The sequence below is a fragment of the Verrucomicrobiales bacterium genome, from assembly GCA_016793885.1.
GTDB lineage: Bacteria > Verrucomicrobiota > Verrucomicrobiia > Limisphaerales > UBA11320 > UBA11320.
On the sequence record JAEUHE010000045.1, the window covers coordinates 18405 to 38949 of the forward strand.

15 protein-coding genes are annotated in these 20545 nt (G+C 59.3%); 8 read left to right on the forward strand and 7 right to left on the reverse strand.

Annotated elements, in window-relative coordinates; all coding sequences use genetic code 11:
- Positions 1-11: 11 nt before the first annotated feature.
- Complete coding sequence (locus JNN07_06260; GenBank protein MBL9167326.1) at positions 12-1955, forward strand: hypothetical protein; 1944 nt, start codon at positions 12-14, stop codon at positions 1953-1955.
- A gap of 52 nt (positions 1956-2007) precedes the next feature.
- Here JNN07_06260 and JNN07_06265 read toward each other — a convergent pair whose 3' ends face one another.
- The 3 genes from JNN07_06265 to JNN07_06275 form a co-directional block, all read right to left on the reverse strand.
- Entirely contained in the window at positions 2008-2643 is a 636-nt protein-coding gene (locus JNN07_06265; GenBank protein ID MBL9167327.1) for a hypothetical protein, read from the reverse strand.
- The gene (locus JNN07_06270) at positions 2628-3677 is read right to left on the reverse strand and encodes a DUF3500 domain-containing protein (GenBank protein ID MBL9167328.1); all 1050 of its coding nucleotides are present in this window, start codon (positions 3675-3677) and stop codon (positions 2628-2630) included. Before JNN07_06270 ends, JNN07_06265 begins: the two co-directional genes overlap by 16 nt.
- 121 nt (positions 3678-3798) lie before the next feature.
- Positions 3799-4824, reverse strand: coding sequence for a glutamine synthetase beta-grasp domain-containing protein (locus JNN07_06275; GenBank protein ID MBL9167329.1), 1026 nt, complete (start codon positions 4822-4824; stop codon positions 3799-3801).
- A 299-nt stretch (positions 4825-5123) separates the two neighbouring features.
- Here JNN07_06275 and JNN07_06280 point away from each other — a divergent pair, with 299 nt between their 5' ends.
- Both JNN07_06280 and JNN07_06285 read left to right on the forward strand, forming a co-directional pair.
- On the forward strand, positions 5124-5516 hold the full coding sequence (locus JNN07_06280) for a serine/threonine protein phosphatase (GenBank protein ID MBL9167330.1): 393 nt from the start codon (positions 5124-5126) through the stop codon (positions 5514-5516).
- A gap of 12 nt (positions 5517-5528) precedes the next feature.
- A complete protein-coding gene (locus JNN07_06285) occupies positions 5529-6371 on the forward strand; it encodes a serine/threonine-protein phosphatase (protein ID MBL9167331.1) in 843 nt (280 codons plus the stop codon).
- 6 nt (positions 6372-6377) lie between these two features.
- Here JNN07_06285 and JNN07_06290 read toward each other — a convergent pair whose 3' ends face one another.
- Positions 6378-7568 carry a mandelate racemase/muconate lactonizing enzyme family protein gene (locus JNN07_06290; GenBank protein ID MBL9167332.1) on the reverse strand — a complete coding sequence of 397 codons (1191 nt, stop codon included), beginning with the start codon at positions 7566-7568 and terminating at the stop codon, positions 6378-6380.
- Positions 7569-7631: 63 nt separating this feature from the next.
- Between JNN07_06290 and JNN07_06295 the strand changes: the two genes are divergently transcribed.
- The gene (locus tag JNN07_06295; GenBank protein ID MBL9167333.1) at positions 7632-8042 is read left to right on the forward strand and encodes a DUF3568 family protein; all 411 of its coding nucleotides are present in this window, start codon (positions 7632-7634) and stop codon (positions 8040-8042) included.
- An 88-nt stretch (positions 8043-8130) separates the two neighbouring features.
- Here the strand turns inward: JNN07_06295 and JNN07_06300 are convergent, their stop codons facing one another.
- Together JNN07_06300 and JNN07_06305 are read right to left on the reverse strand one after the other, a co-directional pair.
- Positions 8131-9102, reverse strand: a complete 972-nt coding sequence (locus JNN07_06300) for a hypothetical protein (GenBank protein ID MBL9167334.1) — start codon at positions 9100-9102, stop codon at positions 8131-8133.
- Positions 9103-9185: 83 nt separating this feature from the next.
- Positions 9186-11558, reverse strand: coding sequence for a DUF1592 domain-containing protein (locus tag JNN07_06305; protein MBL9167335.1), 2373 nt, complete (start codon positions 11556-11558; stop codon positions 9186-9188).
- Between the two features lie 693 nt (positions 11559-12251).
- Here JNN07_06305 and guaA point away from each other — a divergent pair.
- The gene (guaA, locus tag JNN07_06310) at positions 12252-13793 is read left to right on the forward strand and encodes a glutamine-hydrolyzing GMP synthase (protein ID MBL9167336.1); all 1542 of its coding nucleotides are present in this window, start codon (positions 12252-12254) and stop codon (positions 13791-13793) included.
- A 75-nt stretch (positions 13794-13868) separates the two neighbouring features.
- Positions 13869-15923, forward strand: coding sequence for a DNA mismatch repair endonuclease MutL (gene mutL / locus JNN07_06315; protein ID MBL9167337.1), 2055 nt, complete (start codon positions 13869-13871; stop codon positions 15921-15923).
- Between the two features lie 21 nt (positions 15924-15944).
- On the opposite strand, the gene JNN07_06320 is transcribed toward mutL, so the two are convergent.
- Complete coding sequence (locus tag JNN07_06320) at positions 15945-18140, reverse strand: chemotaxis protein CheA (GenBank protein MBL9167338.1); 2196 nt, start codon at positions 18138-18140, stop codon at positions 15945-15947.
- A 153-nt stretch (positions 18141-18293) separates the two neighbouring features.
- On the opposite strand from JNN07_06320, the gene JNN07_06325 reads away from it, so the two are divergent.
- Together JNN07_06325 and JNN07_06330 are read left to right on the forward strand one after the other, a co-directional pair.
- Positions 18294-19391, forward strand: coding sequence for a dipeptide epimerase (locus tag JNN07_06325; protein ID MBL9167339.1), 1098 nt, complete (start codon positions 18294-18296; stop codon positions 19389-19391).
- Positions 19369-20436, forward strand: coding sequence for a DUF1611 domain-containing protein (locus JNN07_06330; GenBank protein ID MBL9167340.1), 1068 nt, complete (start codon positions 19369-19371; stop codon positions 20434-20436). The genes JNN07_06325 and JNN07_06330 overlap by 23 nt, the downstream gene beginning before the upstream one ends.
- Positions 20437-20545 lie beyond the last annotated feature (109 nt).

Below are 20545 nucleotides of genomic sequence, written 5' to 3' on the forward strand. Positions count from 1 at the left end.
TCGCCTATCTTATGAAACGATTGTTTCTCGCTTGGTCGTGGCTCGGGCTTCTGGAAGTGCTCGTGTACGGTGCGGTCGGTGAGATTAAGCCGGTAGTCACCAAGCGACAGGGCGTTGCCTTTGTCGATTACCACATAGGCTCAAGGCCGATGTCTCCAGCATCGACCGCCGCTCCCGCTGGCGTCCAATTGTGGATTCCGGGTAGCGAACCCAAGGCCATCGAATTTCGTGACGTGAAGCAAAGTCCCGGGGCGTGGGAGTTGGGACCCACCCAGGTGGGTGATCTTATCTTGAGATGGCGGATTACCCAGCGGAATCCTTCGTTAGTCGAGCGGACCTTGGAAGTCAGATCACTCTCAGCGCAACGCTTCAGCCTCGTGTTTCCCTTATTGATGTCGGAAGCAGGCGAGTTCGCTTCGTTCTCCGGGCCCGAAACATCTCGTGTTCTGTTCGACACCGGTGTGAGGGAACGACGGAACCAGACCTATCCTGTCGCCTTGTTCCGCACCACCGACCACGTTCTCGGCTTGGCAGCCGATTCTCCGGGACTCTGGGAGAATCGTTGCCAGGTGCTCCTGGATCCGCCGGCGGGACGGATGGCGGTGCTTACCGGCGATGGGAGCAGTCCCTTCCAGATGATCATCAAGCCACCCGAAGATGCACGCGACACTTACCAGTATTCGATGGACGGCTGGCAGCAGATGGGTCCGGGCGAAACGCGTTCCTACACGACGTGGGTTTTTGTCAGCCCCGCTCGACATCACTATGACGCTCAGGTGGCGGCCCAGATCGCGGTTGCGAACGCGAAGGGATGGAACTCCTCTGCGCTCGAAGCGATCCTCCGCAACACCTCCCATTTCCTGCTACGGAGAAATCTCATGCGCGATGAGAACAATCAGCCGCGCGATGGACGGTACATCTTTATCTCGGGGATGAGCTATGGATGGAAGCAATGGGTGAGCACCGGAATCTATTCGGCGCTGGGGCTGGATGATCCCGAGAAGATGATCGAGTCGTATCGGGCAGTATTCTGGCATCGGATGGATTACGAGGACAACTCGCAGTATTACTTGATATGGGCCGCGCTGGCCAAACGTGCCGGGGGAGCCGTCAACGAAGCGTTGAACCGTAAGGCCTATGAGTTTATCCGGAAGAACGAGCGGGATGGATTCTACATTCCACCTCCGCTCCCAGGCGCTCCTCATCCCAAGGGTTGGAAAACCTACATGGATATTCTGCAGTACGACGATGATGACGCTCCGGCTAGCAACCAGGGCTTTCACTGCGGAGCCCTGATGGCGGCACGGGAGCTGGGCCTGGCGGTCACCGAGGCGGACATCGATCGATCCATCACCGCCTACCAGAACATCTTTAACCGCGACCGCGGCTTCATGCCTACTAGCCTCAAACAACGGGATATCCTAGGGCAGGACACGCTGTACGGAGCGACGCTGACATATGCGGTGTTTGGTCGGAAGGTTCTCACCGACGAGCAAGTGCTGTCGCACTATCGGGTGTCGGAGAAGGTGAAGTCTCCCTACGGACTCCGAGTGATCTCGGCCGCAGACGGATCGTTGCTACCCGGACACAGTGGAGCCTATTGTCATGGCGGGTCCTGGTTTTTTTGCGACTCAGGCAATTATTTGTTGGCGGGAGCGCACGGGTTGGCAGCGTCAGAGGTCGACACGCGCCTGATCGAGAGAATCAAGCTGGAGTTGGTAAACAATCCCGCTTTCAACGAGGATATCAATACGGTGACTGGGAAGCCTCACGGCAACACGCCCTATGCGGATTATTCCGTGTACCTGTGGTTGCGAAAACACATTCGCACCCGACTGAATCAGACGGGACCCGACCCGGTTGGGGTTGCGATCGACGCTTACCTGGGAGTCGTGCGAGAGAACGGGGTTCTCAGGTTGGAGCCAGAGCTGGTGATCAAACCGAGTGCTCGTTAATTCGACCAAGCCTAGAAAGCTTGATGGAAACCCCGTTCTTCCATCCCGCCCATCAGCGGGGCAGGAGCCGGGGGATTGGATGGAATCGAAAGCTTGGTGAGGGGTCCACTGAGAAGTGGATCTTCAGCACTCGTTGCAGTGAGTCGCGTTCCTGCTGAGTGACCCGAATACCTGTCTCGGACGGTACCAGGGCGTTTGCCAGGTACACACTGATGTCCTCCGCGTTCCGGTTCGTGAAAATCAGCTGATGAGACTTCGGACGAAGGGGAGTATGGGTCGCTACAAGCTGCAGTTGGATGATTCCGGTCCCTTCCTTCAACTCGGCGATCGATGGGAACCGATGATGCTCGATTCGGATTTCCTGTTGGCGTGCATCCAGGGTGAGTTCGAGGGCTGAACGGACCAGGTCAGCATAGGCGTCGGATTCGGAGGGAGAGATCTGCCCGTTCTGATCCGCGTCGAGAACACGGATGATTTGGTGAGCTACTTGGGCGCCCGGGGTGAGGTCGAGTTCAATTCGGATCTGTCGGATTCCCACTTCGATCCGCGCCGCCTGAAGGCACTCATCAAGGCGGTGTGCTCCTGTGTGAGTGATGCCCGCTAGCAAGACAAGGAGGATCACTCCCCAGGAGCGGCACCGAGTCGGCCGGCTTACCCGCTGGGCCTGGCGTATCAGGGCTTGAGCCATTTGGCTCCGAACTCGTTGGAGAAGTCGCGATACATGGTATGGATATGCTGGGTGGCATCTCCGCCCAGCCGTTGCGGCGAATACTCAATAAACAAGGTGGGCCCTTGAATTCGGAAATAGGCGGCGCTGCCTGGCGTGGTCGGCCCGCTCCAAGCGAACCAGGTTTCTCCGAGACCCGACTTGATCTCGGACATTCGGGGAGCAGCGGTATCCGCATTCAGGATGCCCACCCATTGCTGGATCAGATCCGTCAGCAGCGCGCGCTGCTTCGCTGTGAAGGTCGAGACTTTGACTCCTTCAGGCACGATCTTCTTGCCTTCCTGCCCGGGTCCGAGCACCAGATCGCGAAATTCAGATCCGAGGATGGCTTGCTTGCGTTGGGAATCGTCCAGGGCATTGATGAGCTCAAACGACAGATCATTCTCCGCGCCCAAGGGGCGGATGGTCCTTCCCTCCCAGGTGAACTTGGCCGGTTGGGCTGCAGTATGGCTCGGAGCGAGCGTTCCCTTGTCTCCCACAAACGTGATGTTCAGGGCGAGATGATGCCCGCCGAATTGGATCAGCCAAGGGTTCTGGGCCGACGGCGCTCCCAAGAAAGAGAGATAATACTCATCCCGTCCGAACACGATGTTCCCTCCGGGCGCATTTTTCGTCAGCAGTTCGTCCCCCTCCATGATGCCAATCACCTTTTGGTAGCCGGCCGGGCTCAACACCGACGCGAGAAACGCCAGGGCGGCATCGCGTTGAGGGCGGCTAAGGTCGCCCAGCCGTAGGCCCGCACGTTTGTAAATGCCGGTGGGCAGGTTGGACCATCGTTTTCTCTGCTCCGCGTTGTCGAAGGGGAAGATGGCTTTCGCGCGTGCCGGGCCATCCAGGGTGGCCAGAAAGGCCTCGGCAGCCGAAACGGCGGGATTGGTGCCGCGCGTCGCTCGCTCAAGCGTGGCCGGCTGAGCGTTGATCTGATGGGGGAGAAACGTGGCAAGAAACGTCCCGGTCATCAGGACGACGGTGGGCGACAGTCGCAGGAGGTGCATCCCGCAACCATGCCCAGCAGGCCAAACGAACGCAAGTCCGTCAAAAAAAAGCGGGCCTTGAAATCAAGGCCCGCTTGGATAAGCAACATTCAGTGTCGGTGGAGGCACCGAGCCAACCGAATCACTTCGTCGGAACGGTCGCGATCGTCTGCAGGATGCGGCTCGCGATCTTGTAGGGATCGCCCTGGGAGTTCGGTCGGCGATCTTCCAAGTAACCCTTGTAGCCGTTGTTCACGAAGCTATGCGGGACTCGGATCGAGGCGCCACGGTTCGCGATGCCGTAGTTGAACTTGTCGATCGACTGGGTTTCGTGAAGACCCGTGAGCCGGAGATGGTTGTCGGGGCCGTACACCGCGATGTGCTCGTTCTTGTATTTGTCGAAAGCTGCCATGAGAGCTTCGAAATAGGGCTTACCTCCGACTTCACGCAGGTGCGTGGTGGAGAAGTTCGAGTGCATGCCAGAGCCGTTCCAATCGACGTCGATGCCCAGCGGTTTGCAGTGGAAATTCACGTCCACGCCGTATTTCTCGCAGAGCCTCATCAGGAGGTAGCGCGCGACCCACATCTGGTCAGCGGCATTCTTTGAGCCTTTGCCGAAGATCTGGAATTCCCATTGCCCCTTGGCCACTTCGGCGTTGATGCCTTCGTGGTTGATGCCGGCGTCCAAGCAGAGGTCGAGATGGGTTTCGACGATCTCGCGAGCGATGCATCCGACCGCGTCGTAGCCGACACCCGTGTAGTACTTGCCCTGCGGCGGAGGAAAACCGCCGCCTTTGGGGAAGCCGAGAGGAGCCCCATCCTTATAGAGGAAATATTCTTGCTCGAACCCGAACCAAGCGCCGGGATCATCCAGCACCGTGGCGCGAGCATTGGTGCGATGGGGAGTCTTGCCGTCCGGCATCATGACCTCGCACATCACCAACACCCCGTTCTTCCGGGTGGAATCGGGATAGACCGCCACCGGCTTCAGCATGCAATCCGAGCTGTGACCTTCGGCCTGCCGCGTGGAACTGCCATCAAAGCCCCACATGGGGAGCTCTTCCAGCTTCGGGAAGCTGCTGAACTCCTTGATCTGTGTTTTGCCACGGATGTTTGCTACGGGCTCATACCCGTCCAGCCAGAGATATTCGAGTTTGTATTTCGCCATAGATATAAATGCAGCGTAAATCGACTCCTTCAACGGTGTCGAATACTTGATTTTATGTAGTGATAATGGTTAATCGATTTTTGTCTAGCAAGCAGAATGCCATGGGACGCCTGGAAGCCCTCGTGCATCCCCAGCCTGGTCGGAATTCATTGTGAGGGAGCTTGATATTCATGATGAAGGATTTTGCCGACCGGATCCGAGTGCCCCTGACGTTGTGGCGCTATTTAAGCACCATGTCTAAAGATGGCCAGGCTGGATGATTTGACCAAATGCCTTCTTTGGGTCAGTCTCGGGTGGTCATGTTGCAGGTAAAAGACACGCTGAGGGCCACGGTCCAGGTAAGTTTCGATGGTCGGGTCTTCAAGACCTATCACGGGCCGGATGCGCCTCAGCGCTTCGAGCGGGAGGTCAAGGTGTTGAAGTATCTTGAATCGCGAGGTTGCGGCTTCGTGCCCAAGTTGCTGGAGGCAGACCCTTCGAAGCTTCGAATCGCGACCACCAACTGCGGCACGCGAGTTGAACATTTGGACGCGGCACGCACTGCGGAGCTTTTTGCGGAGCTGGAGACGTTTGGGGTGCGTCATGACGACCCCGAAATGCGTAATGTGACGTATCGCCAGGCCGATGGGCGGTTCTGCATCATCGATTTTGAGTTGGCGACCATCCTTTCTGAGGCGGAAGGTCAGAAGTAATCTAGGAACCGCATGGAATCTGAAAGCCGCCCTTTGTTGGCAACAACCTTGCAGTGGTTCGGATGGACTGACCGTGGCCGAGTGCGAACTAATAACGAGGATTCGTTCCTGGGACTTCGGTTTGATGCCCGGGAGGTTCACTATTTGGGCCGGGTAGGGGAGTCTCCGACGGGACAAATGGATTTCGTCTTTGCGGTGAGCGATGGCATGGGCGGGGCCATGGCTGGAGAGCATGCCAGCCGCATTGCGGTCCAAACGATTACCAAACTGCTCCCACGCGGTTACCGATTGTCGGCCGAGGGCCTGGCCTCCGGTTTCTCGGATGTGCTGGAGGAGCTTTTCAGCCAGGTTCACGGAGAGCTGAAACATCTGGGACGGTGCTATGAGGAGTGTTCCGGGATGGAGACCACCCTGAGCTTGTGCTGGTTTACCCCCGAGTGGATGTATTTTGGCCACGTGGGCGACAGTCGCATCTACTACCTGCCCGCCCGCGGAGACGCGATTAAACAGCTGAGCCACGACGATACCTACGTCGGATGGCTCTTCCGCAACGGGAAGCTGAATGAACGGGAAGCGCGTTCACATCCGCGCCGCAATGTGCTGCAGAAGGCTCTCGGTGGAGGCAACCAATTTGTAAGTCCCCAGGTGGGAGCGGTCGGATATGAGCCCGGCGACGTGTTTCTCCTCTGTTCCGACGGTTTAACGGAGGGTCTCTACGATAGCCATCTCGCGGAGATTCTCCGCACTCCGGATTCGAACCTGGCTGGGAAGACCCTGGCGCAGCTTTTGGTGGACGAGTCGTTGGCCAAGGATGGTCGTGACAACACCACCGCGTTGGTGATCCGCGTGGTTTGACGAACCCTAGGCCCTACGGTCCACCACGACGACGGGCATTCCCAGCACCGCCATCTTGGGCCTTATTCCCAACCCCGGTGCTTGGGAGGCCGCGAGCCGGCCGTTACGACGGGTGGGCGCACCGTCCGCCGTGCTGACGGTCACATAGCTATTGAAGTCGGTGGTGCTGAATAGGAACTCCGGAGGGGTGCTGTGGGCGAGATGAGCGATGGCGGCCGTTGCGATGTCTCCACCCCAGGAATCTTCCAGGGTCATGGCGATACCCATGCTGATGCAGAGATCTCTGGCTTGCTTGATTTTCGTCAGACCTCCGAGTTTGCTGATCTTGAGATTGACCACATCCATGGCGAGATCGGACTTCGCCCGCAGCAAGATCCCCAGATCATCGATGTTCTCATCCAGAACAAACGGATGCTCGCATTGTCGGCGGACCGCCAGGCATTCCTCGTAGGTTAGGCAGGGTTGCTCGATGTAGACATCCACCTCACGAACCGCCTTGGCCACTCGCACCGCCTCGTGCTGAACCCAGCCGGTATTGGCGTCGGCAACCAAGCGATCTCCCGGGAGGAGTTTTGCCGCGACCGCATGAATGCGAGCGATGTCGACATCGGGATCCCCTCCGACCTTCAGCTGAAATCGTCGATAACCTTCCGCTCGGTATCCGCTCACTTTGGCGGCCATCTGCTCGGGCTCCTCCTGAGAAATGGCGCGGTAGAGATGAAAGTCGTCGCCGTAGCGGCCTCCGAGCAGCTCGCACACCGGCATTCCTGCCGCCTGTCCCAGAATATCCCAGCAGGCGATATCGATGCCGCTTTTAACATAGGGATGCCCCTTCAGTACGGCGTCCATGCGACGGTTCAGCTTCAGCAACTGGCGGGGGTCCTCGCCTATCAAATGGGGGCCGAGTTCACGCAATCCTGCGCGGACTCCTTCTGCATAAGCCGGCAGATAGAAGGGGCCCAGTGGACAAACTTCACCGTAACCCACCACCCCGGTGTTGGTCTCGATGGCGACGATGGTGCTGTCGAAGACCGAGACGGACTTGCCCCCGGACCATTTGTAGGTGGTCTCGTGGAGAGGAAGTTCCACACGGTATGCGAGGATGCGCTGGATATGCATGAGTCGACTGTAACCGGGACGATCATCCGTTTTGGATAAAAATCTTGCCCCGCGCACCCGCCTTTTGACTTCGGTCATGGCCTGTGCCATACGGATACACATAAGGACCATGAACCTGGTTACCGAAGCGGGGCTTTATTTATGAATCATTTGAAGGTGTGGGGAAGGCTGACGGTGTTGCTGGCAGCGATGTCGTGTGTGCAGGGTTGTGCGGTACTCCTCGTTGGTGGAGCAGCTGCCGGTGTTGCCTATGGCACCATCAAGTACAGCAACAACACCCTGGAGACGACGCACAATGTATCGCTGGACCGGGTTTGGACCGCGGCCACTGCCGCGCTTAAGGACCTTCAGCTGCCGGTGAATTCCTCCAAGAAGGACGGCTCCGCGGGAGTCCTCCAGTCCAAGAATGCGCAGGGGCAGCCGGTGACGGTCCAGGCCATCCGGAAAACCGACACGGTGACCGACGTTCGAATTACGGTGGGAACCTTTGACAGCGCCGAGAACCGCACCAAGGCCCAACAGATTCACGACAAGCTGAAGGCCAGGCTGTGACGGTGACCGTGTCGGCTTGGAACGTGAACGGCGGCTGCCCCGGAAGCAAGGAGGGCAGACGCCGTCGCTGTGAGTTCCGCCTCTGCCTCTACTTCTTCAACAGAAATTTGTGGAGATGCCCGAACTGGCTCCATTCGGAGACGATGAGATTGCCATCCTTGTCCATCGATGCTCCGTGCGGTGAGTTGCAGATGCCCGCTTGCCAGTCCTTAATGGGCAGTCCGTAGTTGGCCCGTTGCTTCTCGTTGGGATTGTCTCCCACCTGAGCCACGATGGCGCCGGACTTGTCCAGGACCGTGACGCGACCCTGAAGCTCGGGGAAGATGGCATATTCACCCCGGATGTGCACCGCGGCGGGCATGCGCAGATTCTTTTGAATCACCTTGATGAAGTTGCCCTCGAGGTCCCAGTGCTCGACGCGGTTGTTGTTCCGGTTGCAGACCAACAGCAGGGGCTTGTCATAGCGGGTGTCGATGGAGATGCCGTGGCAAGTTTTGAATTTTCCCTCTTCCTCACCCGGCCCGCCGAAAGCTTTGATGAACTTGCGATTTTTGTCGAACTTGAGCACGTGGTTGGAGCCGTAGCCGTCCGCCACGTAAATCGAGCCATCCGGGGCGACAGTGACAGCACAAGGGTTGAAGCCGCGCGGCTCCTTGTACAATCCCGACTCCTTGGGAAACTCGAGGGTCCATTCGGTCTCGCCGGTCAGCTTCAGCTTGACCACCTGATGATCCGTCGGACGGGCGCCATAGATGTATTCCACACCATCCTCTTCACGGATCTCCAAGCCGTGGATCCGCATGGGGCCGCACGCCCGCAGGAATTTGCCATCGGGACGAAACACGACGATACCCCGGACGGTGTCGGTGGTGATGTAGATGTTTCCCGCTTTGTCGATCACCGCTCCACCATGGCAGGCGCCGAGGCGTTCGCCGCCCGGTGTTTCCTCAAAGTAGTTTGGAGCTATCGAGTATTGCAACTCCGCGGCCGAGATCGTTCCGGCGGCGAGGATGCTGAGGCAGAGCAGTGCAAGTTTCGAATGGGTCATGACGGTTTTCATGGTGGATGATGTGCTAGGTATATCACTCCGCGCGGAATTGTCCCGCGTTTTCGTCGAGTGCAGCGGTTAAGGAGGGGAATCTTTTAGCGACTCTTCGTCAGGGACCGTTTGCCCTCTCCGCGACGTTTTTGAAAGGGAACGCTGTTAACGACCTCCTCAACGAGAACCGAGAAGCGATAGTTTCCGTCGGCCAGTTTCTCGACGATTCGGTCCACCGCGCATCGGTCGTAGTGCTCCAGCCCTCGTCCCAGGGCGTAAGTGAGCATTTTCTCCGTGATGCATCGAACGAACTCGGCTCGCCGCTTGTCGTGAAGCAGCTGTTTGAGTTCGGCCGGTCCGTTGAAGGACTGGGTAGGGCTCAGCCCGCCGGTGGTGTCCAGGGCCGCTTGGCCCTCGTGGGTGCGCCAGCTTCCGATGGCGTCAAAGTTCTCCAAGCCAAAGCCGATATCATCCATCCGTTCGTGACACGAGGAACATGCGGGGTTGGCGCGGTGCTGCTCCATGCGTTGGCGGAGGGTGCCCGTCAGTGGGTGGTCCTTGTCGATCTTGAGCTCGGGGACGTTGGGTGGTGGTGGAGGCGGCGGGGTCCCCAGGAGGGTTTCCATCACCCACTTGCCCCTTTTTACTGGGGAGGTGCGTGTTGGATTCGAGGTGATCGTCAGGACGCTGCCTTGAGTGAGCAATCCCCCTCGCTCGCGGTTCTTGAAGGTCACCCGGCGGAACTCTTCTCCTTTCACTCCCTCGATGCCATACAGCTTGGCCAGACGTTCGTTGAGGAACGAAAAGTTTGTATCCAGGAACTCCAGGACGCTGCGGTCATCCTGGATGATCGATCGGGCAAAGAGCAGGGTTTCCTGCATCAAATCTTGTCTCAGCTGCTCCGTGAACTGGGGGAATTGCTTTGGATCGGGGCTGACGAGCTCCAGGTTGCGGATTTGCAGCCATTGGGCTGCGAAATTGTCGACCAGGGCGCTGGCTCGGGGGTCCGCGAGCATTCGTTTGAGCTGTGGTGCCAGCCGCTTGCGAAGCTGTCCGGTATCCGCCAAGCGAGAAAGCTCTTCGTCCGGCAGGCTGCTCCACAGAAAATAGGAGAGACGGGAGGCCAGAGCATGTTCGCCGATCCAGTGAACTTTCTGCGCCTGATCCGGCTCGGGCTGGAGTTCGCCTCGAAAGAGAAAGTGCGGCGAGATCAGCACGGCTTGCAGCGCTACTTTCACGGCCACCTCAAACACCTCGCCTTCCCTTTTGGCAAGATCGTAGAGGGATAGCAGCCTTTGCAATTCGGCGGTGTCGACGGGACGGCGCCAGGCGCGTTTGGCAAAGCTGCGCAGGAGTTCTGCCGCCGTAGCCCGAGGATCTAGTGGATCCGGTGGGCGGAAAAAGATGCGACGATGGGTTTCGGGCAGGGGTTGAGGCCCCGGATGAAATGGCCCCTCGATTTCGATCCGTTGCAGGAGAAGGTTTCGGTCGCGATTTTTTGGGTTGGGATCCCTGGGGTTGATATAGTTGTTAAGGTAAGCCACTGCGAAGGTGTGGGTTCCGCGACGGGCTTGGAAGCGAGATTCATGGACTTTGGCTTGGGCCGCCGTCTCGGGCAGTTCGACGCGGGCAATCTCCTGCCCGTTCCAGCGGACTGCCATTTTCACCGGCTCCGGACCGGCCTGTTCACCTGCGGCTTTGACTCTTAGGACATACTCCCCGTCGGCTGGCAGCCGGACATTGCCATGGACATCGCCTTCCCGAACCAAGGCGAGCCAACCCCCGTTTCTTTGATCGAGGGGGGCGGTGGCTGCCAGGCTCTCCGGCTCGAATTTCCAGGTCCGAAGGCGCGTGAGGTCTTCCGTTACAATCGCGTCGTCCAGCACTTGTCGGGCGGCGGTCAGGTATTTTTCTAGAAGTATGGGGGACAGCGATAAGACGTCGCCGATGTTGTCGAAACCATATCCGATGTCGTCCTGCGGAAAATCTTCTGCCGGCTGGTAGTCAATTCCGACCAAGTCCCGGATCGTCCGGTTGTACTCGGATCGGTTGAGCCTCCTCAGGGTCACCCGGCCGGGGTCCGGATCGTTGCAATCCACCGGAAAGAATTCCTGCTCGATCCATTTCACCATCCGGATCCGCTCTTCGGACGTGGGTTGGTTTTTCTTCTTGGCCGGAGGCATTTGTTCCGAGCGCAGGTTCAGGAGCACGTGCTCCCAGACTTTGGGCTCTTTTCGCACCGCTGCCAGAGTTCCGAAGCGATCGAAGCTGAGATGTCCCTTTTCAACTCCATCCCCGTGGCAATCAAAACAATAGCTCTTGATGAGGGGCAATATCTCCTGCTCGTAGGTCACGGAGGGACTGGATTTCGCCACGCGCTTGGCACTGGATGGCTTCGCAGCCTGTGCGTCTCCCAGCAACAAGGCACTGAGCGCCAGCCCAAACCACGATCCACGGATTCGAATTCTTAGACACATAGACAGATAGTTCCGGTTGTATTGGACTGGGTCACGCCGGATTAATTCGGGGGGATTTAGGGCAGTGCAGCCGTCGCGAGCAACAACGCCTCGCCCCCTCCCCCTTTCCCCACCCGCTCACAGCGACCGTGTGGGATGCTTCCGGCCTGATGGGGGGTGCGTCATCCGATAACTGAGTTGTAGTCTGCTGACTATCAAATACATGCGAATCCTATAGCAGCCTGGTTTGGACTAACCGTTGGGGGGGAAGGCTCCCGACGCTCCTACCTCCTGCCAACCTCCCTCGTTGAGGCCTGTCCCCGCTTGATGCAGGTCCTACCCGGGCCGAGAGAGGTCTGTCCCTGCTGAGAATGGGGGAGGGTCTGCCCGCCTCCCTGGCCAGTAGAGAAGTGAGGCCTGTCCCTCTTCAGGGGCTGGTGAGGTCTGTCCCCTTCCGGGGGAGAATGGGTGCGAGCGAGGCCTGTCCCTGTTGGATGGGTGGCGGCTATCGTCTCGCGGGGGATGGGGTGGCGGGTGCGGAGATGGAGCGGCTGCTTTCGATGTGCATTCCAGTTGTGATTCCCTGGGCGTCGAGTTGTCGGAGGTTGGAAACACCGAGTGCAGCGACCTGGAATCCTCCGATTTCCCCAAAAATTTCCGTCCTTTTGGCTGGTCAAATTCGCAGAAGGATGGCAAACGCTTCCCCCTTATTCGATGAACGAGCAAATCGTCATTCTCGACTTTGGTTCCCAATACACCCAGGTCATCGCCCGGCGCATTCGCGAGTGCCATGTGTACTCGGTGATTTTGCCCTACAACACACCCGCTGATGAGTTGGCCCGGCTAAAGCCCAAAGGCATCATCCTGTCCGGAGGTCCCTCGAGCGTTTACGACCCGAAGGCGCCGCTGCCGGACCCCCGGGTCTTTAAGCTGGGGGTTCCTATCCTGGGCATCTGTTTCGGGGTGCAGCTGCTCGCTCACTTCCTGGGCGGCAAGGTGGAGAAGGGGCTCAAGCGGGAATACGGCAAAGGCACCCTCACGCTCCGGGACCCTTCGTGTGAACTGTTCCGCAAGCTTCCCACCGCCCTCCAGGTTTGGAACTCGCACGGCGACAAACTGACCAAGTTGCCTAAGGGTTTTTCCGCAGTGGCGACCACGGAGAACTCGGACTTTGCCGCCATCGAGGACCACCAGCGTCGTTTTTACGGCCTTCAGTTCCATCCCGAAGTCGCCCATACGCCTCGCGGCAAGGAAATCCTCACCAACTTTGTTCATGGGGTCTGCGGCTGCGGCAAGGGCTGGACGATGCGTCGGTATGTCGATCAGGCCGTGGACGAGATTCGCGCCCAGGTCGGCCAGGAAAAAGTTATCCTCGGACTGAGCGGGGGCGTCGATTCAAGCGTCGCCGCCGCGTTGCTGCACCGGGCGATCGGCGATCAGCTGACTTGCATCTTCGTCAACAACGGACTGCTCCGCTCACGAGAGGCGGAGGTCGTTCAGGAGGTCTTTGGGCGCAACTTCAAAGTGAAGCTGCAGTACGAGGATGCGACGAAGCTCTTTCTCGGCCGACTGAAGAAGGTCACGGATCCGGAGCGCAAGCGAAAGATCATCGGGAAGACCTTCATCGAGGTTTTTCAGGCGGCGACTCGCCGGGCCGGTAAGGCCAAGTTTCTCGCTCAGGGCACATTGTATCCCGACGTCATCGAATCCGTTCCTATCGCCGGAAATCCGGCCGCACTGATCAAGAGCCATCACAATGTCGGCGGCTTGCCCAAGAACATGAAGTTCTCCCTGGTGGAGCCGCTCCGCTGCTTGTTCAAGGACGAGGTTCGCGAGCTCGGCTTGGAGCTGGGCTTGCCCAAGGAAATTGTTTACCGGCAGCCTTTCCCCGGCCCCGGCCTGGCCGTGCGCATCCTGGGCGAGGTCACGCCCTCCCGCTGCCAGATCCTGCGCGAGGCGGATGCGATCGTGGTCGAGGAAATGAAGCGGACCGGCTGGTACTACAAGATCTGGCAGAGCTTTGCGGTGTTGCTCCCGGTGCGGAGCGTTGGGGTGATGGGCGATGAACGTACCTACGACTACACCCTCGCAGTGAGAGCGGTGGAGTCGCAGGACGGCATGACGGCCGATTGGGTTAAGCTGCCGTACGAAATCTTGGAAAACTTGAGCCGCAGAATCACCAATGAGGTGAAGGGGGTCAACCGCGTGGTGTTCGACATCACCAGCAAGCCGCCTGGAACCATCGAGTGGGAATAGCGCTCTGTTTGAGTCTGAGCCTGCGGACCAACCAGGGCAGTTGAGCCGCTTCATGGCGGTGTCGCCGGTTTCCTTATGAACCGAATTCGTTTGCTGTCGGAACAAGTCGCCAACCAGATCGCCGCCGGCGAGGTGGTCGAGCGACCGGCGAGCGTGGTGAAAGAGTTGGTGGAGAACTCTTTGGACGCCCAGGCCACCCGCATTACCGTCGAGATTCAAAACGGTGGCCGCAGCCTGATTCGGATCACGGATGATGGAATTGGAATGAGCCGGGACGACGCGTTGCTTTGCCTGGAACGCCACGCCACTTCCAAGATCCGCAAGGCCGAGGACCTGAGCTCGATTTCTACGATGGGATTTCGGGGGGAAGCCCTGCCGAGCATTGCCAGTGTGAGTCGATTCTCCCTGACGAGCCGCGAACGGGATAGCGAATCCCCTGAAGGTACCCAGGTCATTGTCAATGGAGGGAAGGTGGTGGAGGTGAAATCCGCTGGCGGACCTGCGGGAACCGTGCTCGAGGTTCGGCAACTGTTCTTCAATGTGCCGGCGCGTAAGAAGTTCCTGCGGACCGAGGAAACCGAGTTTACCCACATTCTTCATTATTTGACGCTGGCTGCATTGTCGCATCCAACGGTGGGATTTACTCTGGTCAAGGATGGCAAGCAGGTCTTGCAGCTTCCCGGTGGCAAGCCAGCCGGGGAGGGCCAGCTTCCCTTTGCAGCGGTTCGCGAGCGCCTGCGTGCAGTGCTCGGCGGGGAAACGCAACTCTTGCCCGTCGACTTCACGGCCGAGTTGGCTGACGTTCGCCGACCGATTTCATCCGAGGACGACGACGCGTTTCACGATGTCTCGACTCAAGAATTCCGGCTGTGGGGCTTCATTGGGCAGCCGGGCGTATCCCGCGGCACTCGCGACCAACACTTCGTGTTTGTGAATAAGCGTCCGGTGGACAACCGAGGCATCCAATTCGCGTTGCTCGAGGGCTACCACACGGCGCTGATGAAAGGGCGGTATCCGGTCTGCTGCCTGTTTCTCGGAATCGATCCGGCGCGGGTGGACGTCAATATTCATCCGACCAAGCGCGAGGTAAAATTTCACAACGAGGCCGAGATCCGGCGACTCACCGCTGAAGCCGTCCGCCAGTCCTTGCTCGCCTTTCATCGGGGCACAGCGGCGGCGGTACCCGAGGCGGAGACACGTTCGGCCTCGGTTGCGTCGGCCGGTTCCCCGGCCCCGCGCGGCGGAGAGGTCGGGCGCTCGGCGGCCGCTGCTCCCTCGGAGACTCCCGAGCTTTTGAAGGTGCCTCGCACTCATCCCAGCGCGGTTTCACCCGGCCCTTCACGGGTATTGCCGCTCGCCGCTGCTGTTCCGGCCAGCGCCTCCGACTTGACATCGCCCGGCGCCGCTACGGTTCAACCGCCACAGGACACGGGATCCACGCCGCGGGAGCCCTTGGCCGTTACTGCGCCAGCAGCCCGGCCTGCCTCGGAGCCTCCGATGCCATCGTCCCCCAGCAGGGGTGACGCCCTGCCCGCGGCTCCGTTGTTGCAAGTGCCGTTGCGCATTCTCGGCGCGATCGGCCGACTTTACGTGCTCATGGAGTCGGATCGCGGTTTGGTGGTGATGGATCAGCATGCGGCGCACGAGCGGATTCTTTTTGAGCAGATGATGCGACGTCTCGAGCAAAGCCAGGCCGCGTCGCAGCGTCTGCTGTTGCCTGAGACCGTCGAGTTGTCGGCGGCCGACGCGCGTTTCCTCGGTGACTTGTTGCCGATACTTACCCGGCTAGGGGTCGGACTGAGCGAATTTGGAGAACGCACTTTTCTTCTGGATGGAGTCCCGCCCTTCGTGAAGGCGTCGGACGCCCGTCGCTTCGTCCTCGGGTTGATCGATGAACTCAAGAAGGCCGGTCAGGAGATGCACCGGCTGCGTCTGGGGGAGGAGGTCATCGCCAAAACGGTTTGCCGCCACGCCGTAAAGGCCAATGATCCCTTGGGGGGCGCCGAGTTGGAAGGGCTGCTCGCCGATCTCCGCCAGTGCGAGATGCCCTACACCTGTCCGCATGGCCGTCCTACCCTGATCGAGATGAGTTACCGCGAGTTGGAGAAGAAGTTCGGCCGGCTGCAATAGCCTGCCGACTGCCTCTGCGTGCTAGGCCGCCTTGGGCTGGACTTGCATTTGACGGATTCGGACCAGGGTGTTCACGTCCAGAATGAGCCCCACCCGACCATCGCCCATGATCGCGGCTCCCGCGATCGCCGGGTTTGCCTTGAAGGTTTCACCCAGGCTCTTAATCACGACCTCCTGTTTGCCCAGCAATTGGTCTACGAGCAGACAGCGGACATCCTGTCCCGCTTCGATCACGATCACGATGGACTCCTCCGGGTTCTTGGTCTGAGGCTCGATGTTGAATGCCTCGTACAGCCGGAGCAACGGATACAGTCGGCCGCGCACGTTGACCATTTCCCCGCGCTCGTGAACGGTCGACAACATTTGAGCCGTCGGCCGGAACGATTCGCGAACTGACAGAGTGGGGAGGATGTAGCGCTCGTTCCCGATGCTGATCACCAGCCCATCGATGATGGCCAGGGTCAGCGGAAGATAGATGTTGAAGGTGGAGCCTTTGCCCTCGATCGAGTCAATTTCCACTTTGCCGCGGAGTTTCTCGATATTCCTTTTGACTACATCCATACCGACTCCTCGTCCGGAAATGTCGGTCACCTTGTCGGCGGTGGAGAATCCGGGCGCGAAGATCAGGTCGAAGATCTCTTTATCGGGCAGCTGTTGATCGGGTCGGAGGATGCCGTTTTCCACTGCCTTTTTCAGGATCTTATCTTTGCGCAGCCCGCCGCCGTCGTCCTTGATTTGGATGACAATGTTGCCGCCTTGATGGTAGGCGCTGAGACGGATGGTGCCCTGCGGGGCTTTGCCGGCTTTGGTGCGGGTATCGGGCATCTCGATGCCGTGGTCCACAGCGTTGCGGATCATGTGAACCAGTGGGTCGCTGATCTCCTCGACGATGGTGCGGTCGAGTTCCGTATCCTCACCTACCAGGACCAGATCGACCTGCTTGCCTTGTTTGGCACACACGTCGCGAACGAGGCGGTTCATCTTTTGGAACGTCGGACGGATCGGGACCATGCGCATGGACATGGCTATCCGCTGGAGCTCCTTCGTGATGCGGCCAAGTTGAGCCAGGTTGCGGTTTAGATTCTGATTGCTCAGCCGAGTCACCTCCGGATCGAGCTGGACCATCGACTGCGCAATGACCATTTCGCCGACGAGGTCTACGAGGCTGTCCAGTTTGAGAGTGTCCACCTTGACAACTGCTCCGGTGGCGGCGTTTCCACTTCCTTGCGAGGCTTTCCCCGTCTGCGCCGGGGCCGCCGGCGCCGGCGTTGGGGCGGCCGGGGTTTCGGGTGCGATCGACGTGGAGGTCGGGGTCAATTGGGTGCTGCTGGCCGCGGTCGCTGGCGGGTTGGCCTTCGCTGCTTGCGCCGGAGGGATTTTGCTTCCCGTGACGGCGGCGCGCACGCGCGTGAGGAGGTCCTGGGTATGCACCAGGATGGGTCCAGGAGGACGCTTGCCCGAAAGCTGCTCGTTCATCTCGTCGATGTATTGTTTCAACACATCGCCGCCTTCGAGAATGAGGTTGATGATGTCGATCGTGATCTCGAGCTTATCCTGGCGAGCGAGGTCGAGGAGGTTTTCGAGCTCATGCGCCGTCCGGTTCATGGGCATGAGGTTCAGAAGTCCGGAACCGCCCTTGAAGGTATGGAACGCGCGGAAGATGGAGTTCAAGGTATCGCGGTCCTTGGGATGATCCTCGAGCACGAGGACACCTTGCTCGATGTTCTGAAGGTGTTCCTGCGATTCGTTGGTGAACTCGCGAAGCAGATCGCCATCGCTGTCGATATTCATGATGAGCGGCGCCTCAGCCTCCTGGGTAGGAGCGGCGGTCCCAGTGGCCGGGGCGACGGGAGCGGTGGCGGGGGTGGAAGACTGGGCGACGGCCGTCCCCCAATGAGCGGGCATGGGGGGAATATTGCCGCCCGTCAGCCAAGCGTCCCCCGCGTTTTGGGCCCAAGTGCCCCATTCGCCGAGCAGGCGGAGGGTAGATTCATCGAAGGTGGCGGTGGTATCAAAAACCTGATCGATCCACTTACGGGCGAACTTGACGGCATCGACCCAGACCTGACCGGCGGCGGCCAACGGCAATTCCTCGATTTGACCCAGCAGACTGTTAATCGGCAGCAGGCCCGAGTCCTTGCCTACTTCGGCGAAGACGAGCTCCATGCTGATCTTCTCCGACAACTGTTTGAACATGCCCTTTTGGTCCGCATTCATAGAGGTAGAAAAATTCTCCGCTTGCTTCACATCCCCAAGCTACCCTTGTGATCGGCCCTGTTGGGAAGGAGTTAAGCAGGCATTTGAGGCGTGGTCAGACGATCTCAACAAAAGTCTTTCTAGAAAGCCCAAGAACCAGCACTCTCTTGGTCCATGCAAGCGTCGCTGAGGCCGGCGACGTCCAATCGAATGCTGGTCATTGATTCCGAGACAGTTTTGTTGAAGAAGAGAGTTCCGCTCACCATCACTCGCGGCACGCGGGCTGAGTCTCGATTGCTGTGGGTGAGGGTCTGTTCCGAGGGGATTGAGGGGTGGGGCGAGGCTGGAGAATTCTCCGTTGGTCCTCTGCGTCAAGATCTTGCGGAGCTTGAAACTCAAGCTCAGAGAGTGGCCAGCATGTTGGCCAAGGAAGACCCATTCGACCGGGCGGCCATGGAGCATGTGATGTTGCGTGCGCAAGTTCCTTCAGCGCTGCGGGCGGCGGTGGACCAAGCGTTGTGGGATTGGAGCGGGAAGCGTCTTGGCCAGCCGGTCTGGCGTCTGCTGGGGCTTTCTTCCTCCGGAGCTGTCCCGACCTCGGTTACGATAGGAATCTGTGCGCCTGAAGTGGCCCAACAGCGCGTTCATGAATGGCAGCTCGCAGGCGAAGTTCAGGCTTTCAAGGTCAAGCTAGGGTCTCCGCTGGGTTTGGAAGCGGATCGAGCGATGTTCCAAGCGATCCGATCTCTGCTCCCCGATGGATTTCATATCAGCGTGGATGCGAACGGTGGATGGGATCCGGCGCAGGCGATCGAGATGAGCCGGTGGCTGGCGGATCGGGGGGTTGATCATCTTGAGCAACCACTGGCGCGCGGCCGGGAAAAGGAGATGGTAGAGGTGTGTGGGAAATCTGCCCTGCCGATTCTCTTGGATGAAAGCTGCTTCACGAGTGCCGACATCCCCGACCTGGCGGAGATATGCCACGGGATCAACATCAAATTGTACAAGTGCGGCGGTGTCTCGGAGGCGCTTCGGATGATCGCGGTGGCGCGGGCTCATGATTTAAAGGTCATGCTTGGATGCTATGGAAACTCCGCGTTGGGCAACACCGCCGCGGCTCATCTGGGGACCTTGGTAGATTACCTGGACCTCGATAGTCATCTCAACCTGGTCGATGATCCTTTCCAGGGCGCGAGTTGGATCGGCGGCCATCTTCAGCTTTCCAGCCTGCCCGGTTTTGGTGTCAGCCATGAGCACGTCCCGACCCACTAAACTCACCTCCGGTCAAAAGGCCGCCATCCTGCAGCATGGCGGTTTGACGGGAGTCGTTAACGGCAAGACCGGACTTTCTTTGCTCCGTTACAGCGAGGCCGAGATCGTGGTGGTGATTGATGAGGAGAATGCCGGTCGTTCGCTGCGTGAAATCACGGGGCTTCCACTGGCGAAAGATATCCCGATCGTGGCGACCACCCATGAGGCGCTCCGGTTCCACCCGGATGTTTTGGCCATTGGTGTCGCTTTCTCCGGAGGAAAGCTCCCGGAGGCGTGGCTCGGCGCCGTTCGCGAGGCCGTGCGTCACGGCGTCTGCATTCAGAATGGCCTTCATACCCGTCTGAATGAGGATCCCGTGATCCGCAGTTTGCTGCGTCCCAGTCAGTGGGTCTGGGATATGCGGCAAGAGCCTCCTGACCTTCCGGTGGGGACCGGAGCTGCCCGCCACCTGGCGTGCAAGCGGGTGCTATTTGTTGGGACGGACATGAACGTCGGCAAGATGACGGCGGCCTTGGAGTTGAACCGTGCGGCGCACCAGCGCGGTATACGGTCCAAATTCATCGCCACGGGCCAGACGGGGATGATGATCGTGGGAGATGGGGTGGCTCTGGATGGCGTACGGGTGGACTACGCATCCGGTGCCATTGAGCAGCAGATGATGCTGTTTGGCCCCGACCATGAGATGCTTTTTGTCGAGGGGCAGGGCTCGCTGATCAACCCGGCTTCGACAGCCACGTTGCCGTTGATCCGCGGCTCTCAGCCGACCCATCTGATCTTGGTGCACAAGGCCGGCATGACGCATCTCAAGCGCTTTCCTCACGTCAAGGTTCCTCCGTTGAGCGAGGTGGTGAAACTGAACGAGGCGGTGGCCAGCGCGGCCGGAGCTTTTGCGCCGGCCCGAGTCACCGGCATTGCCCTGAATGGCTGGGGTTTCAGCGATCAGGCGATCGAGGCCGAGATTCGCGTAATCGAAGCGGAGACCGGCTTGCCTTGCTGCGATGTAGTTAGAAGCGGCGGGGGGAAGTTGCTCGACACGATTGTCTAGCAGCAGACACCGCCTTCGCGATCCGTCGGTTCTCACTGATTGAGTGCTCCTCCGCGTTCTCCGTGCCTCCGCGAGAAAAGATCCCTCCCCTGACTCGGAAGGACTGCCG